The following is a 2,817-nucleotide window of genomic DNA, read 5'->3' on the forward strand; positions in this document are numbered from 1 at the left end:
CCCGGATTACGCCACCGTGCTGTTAACCCGGTCGGCGGGCCGCTCATGCGGCCCGTCCTCCGGCGCGTCCTCCGGCGCGTCCGCCACCCCGCCCGCCGGGCGCCGCGACTCGGCGGCGATCAGCGCCCCGACCGCCGACAGCAGCAGTACGGTGCCCAGCACCACCGCGCCGGTCAGCCGCTCCCCCAGCACCAGGACGGCGATCGCCGCCGCCCCCACGGGCTCGATCAGCATGATCACGGACACCGTCGCGGCCCGTACCGCGGCGGCTCCGGTGAAGTACAGCGCGTACGCGAGCGCGGTCGGCACGGTGGCCATGTAGGCGAGCAGCCAGAGCACCCGCACGGGCTCCGCGGTGTGCGGGAGCAGCCCCTCCACCAGGGCGGCCGGCAACAGGCACACCGTGCCCACCCCGACCGACCAGACGGTGGTCACCAGCGGGTCCCCGCCGGCCCCGCGCCGCCCGAGCAGCCTGGCCCGCAGGGTCATCGCCCCGTATCCGGCGGCGGACAGCAGGGCCCAGCCGATGCCGGCCGGGCGCACCTCGCCCGCACCGCTGCCGAGGACCAGTACGGCCAGCCCGGCCAGCGCCCCGCCCACGGCGACGATCCCGCCCCGGCCGAGCCGCTCGCCCATCCAGTACCGGGCCCCCAGCGCGATGAGCACGGGCCCGGCTCCGAGGGTGACCACGGTGCCGACGGCGAGGCCGGTCTCGCGCACGGCGGCGAAGTACGCGGACTGGAAGAGGGTGAACAGCAGCCCGGTCCCGATGAGCGACCCCACCGAAGGCCCGGCCCGGCCCGCACCCGCCCGGCCCTTCCCGGCCGTGGGCCCCTCGGCCTGCTCCGGCCGGTCCGCACCGGCCCGCAGGCGGCGTACGGCGAGTACCGCGAGCAGCACCGCCAGCCCGCCCGCACACCTCCAGAACGACAGGGCGAGCGGGCCGAGGTCACTGGCGAGGAAGAGCAGCGAGGCGGCCGCCCCGGCGGTTCCCCAGGCGGCTCCGGCGACGACGAGGTACAGCAGACTGCGCCCGATGGCGGGCGAATGGTTCGACACGAGAAGTCTCCGCGCGTGCGTGAAGGATGAAGGAAGCAGGTCATCGCTTCGCGGGCAGCGCGAATCCGCCCGGGACACGGCCCGGGCCGGGTTCTCCTACGTGGTGGCAGCCGCCCGCGCTAGGCGGCGGGAGGCGGAAGCACGGTGGACGGCATGATCGGCAGCCTAGACCTTGCTCGGATCGCGGTCCAGGGCGGACACCGGCTCCGCCACCCCGGGCGCGGCCGGCCGGGAGGTCTGCGCGATGAAGGCCCCGCCCAGCACCAGCGCCCCGCCGACGATCTGCCAGGTCGCCAGGTGCTCGCCGAGGAGCACCCAGGCCAGTACCGTCGCCACGACCGCCTCCAGGCAGGCCACGACCCCCGCGACCTGCGGCGACAGCTTGCGCACGGAGACCACGCCGGTCAGGTACGCGAGGACGGTCGCGATCAGCACCACCCAGGCCAGGAGCACGGGCGCGGGCACCATCACGTCGCCGACCGCCGCGTATCCGCTCAGCACCTGCCAGTCGAGCTGCCACGGCCGGGCGATGACGGTCATCACGAGGGTGCCGATGATCATGCCGTACGCGATCACGCCCATCGGGTCGGGCACGTCCTCCCCGTCGGTTCCCTGGTCGGCGAAGACGAAGTAGAAGGCCTGGCAGCAGGCGGCGGCGAGGCCGAGCAGCACTCCGAGCAGGTCGAGGCTGAGCCCGGCCCAGATCTGGACCACGCAGGCGAGCCCGACGACGGCCACGGCGGCGCCGGCCGCGGCCGCCCGGGTCACCGGCTTGCGCTGTACGAAGCGGATCCAGCCGAGCAGCAGCGCGGGTCCCAGGTACTCGAGCAGCAGGGCCACCCCGACCGGGATCCGGGACAGCGAGGCGAAGTAGAAGGCCTGGACTCCGGCCACGGCGATGAGCCCGAAACCGGCGAGCAGCAGGGGTTTGCGGCGTACGAGATCGCGATGGCGCCAAGCCAGCGGGGACAGCACGAGCGCCGCCCCGGCGACCCTGAGCCAGACCATGTGGAGCGGATCCAGACCCGCCTCGATCAGCGGCTTCGCCGCCACACCCGAACCACCGAACGCGATCGCCGAAACGAGGGCGAGGCCCAGTCCGGCATGTCTCCCTGACGCTTGCATTCGGACATCATGACAGGGCCGGTCAGGAGCGTCACGGGCGTGACACCTGTTGAGACGCACCCGACACCGGGTGCGGCCGCGGGCGGCCCGGCCGCCAATATCTGACAGGTCGTCAGTCTTGAATGTTGCGTCCGCCGGGACTACGTTCCGCCGCACGTACCTGACGAGAAGGGGTGGTCGCATGGCTGAAGTCACCGCGGAATCACGCATCGAGGCGTCCGCCGCGAAGCTCTGGTCCCAGCTGACCGACTGGGACGCTTACGGCCAGTGGAGCATGACCCACACCAACTTCCCGAAGGGCGGTCCCGAGACCCTCGCGGTCGGGTCCACCTTCGCCGAGAACATGAAGATGATGGGCTTCCCCGCCGAGGTCCTCTGGACGATCTCGGAGCTCGAGGACGAGCGCGTCATCGCGATCACCGGCAAGGGCCCGATGGGCGTGGCCGTGCTGACCCGCTACACCCTCACCCCCGACGGCGGGGCCACCACGGTCCGCATCGACGGGGAGTTCACCGGCGCCGCGGTCTCCCTGATGGCGGGCAAGCTCAAGGACTCCGCCACCGCCGCGCTGAACGAGTCGCTCCGCAAGCTCGCCGGCCTGGTCGCCTGACCCCGGACCCGTCCGTACGTACG

The 2,817-nt window shown here is 73.0% G+C and carries 3 protein-coding genes; 1 reads left to right on the forward strand and 2 read right to left on the reverse strand.

Annotated elements, in window-relative coordinates; genetic code table 11:
* Positions 1-6: 6 nt before the first annotated feature.
* A complete protein-coding gene (locus tag ACWGDE_RS25390; protein WP_453391328.1) occupies positions 7-1,059 on the reverse strand; it encodes a DMT family transporter in 1,053 nt (350 codons plus the stop codon).
* A 165-nt stretch (positions 1,060-1,224) separates the two neighbouring features.
* Positions 1,225-2,184 (reverse strand): EamA family transporter, encoded by a 960-nt coding sequence (locus ACWGDE_RS25395; RefSeq protein ID WP_453391329.1) that lies wholly within the window; start codon positions 2,182-2,184, stop codon positions 1,225-1,227.
* Positions 2,185-2,365: 181 nt separating this feature from the next.
* Between ACWGDE_RS25395 and ACWGDE_RS25400 the strand changes: the two genes are divergently transcribed.
* Positions 2,366-2,794 (forward strand): type II toxin-antitoxin system Rv0910 family toxin, encoded by a 429-nt coding sequence (locus ACWGDE_RS25400; RefSeq protein ID WP_453391330.1) that lies wholly within the window; start codon positions 2,366-2,368, stop codon positions 2,792-2,794.
* Positions 2,795-2,817: the final 23 nt, after the last annotated feature.

Source organism: Streptomyces sp. NPDC054956, from assembly GCF_053609185.1.

What these genes read in the sequence shown, in the direction of transcription:
- ACWGDE_RS25395 (WP_453391329.1), bottom strand. Translation starts at nt 2,184, where the DNA reads ATGCAAGCGTCAGGGAGACATGCCGGACTGGGCCTCGCCCTCGTTTCG.
- ACWGDE_RS25400 (WP_453391330.1), top strand. Translation starts at nt 2,366, where the DNA reads ATGGCTGAAGTCACCGCGGAATCACGCATCGAGGCGTCCGCCGCGAAG.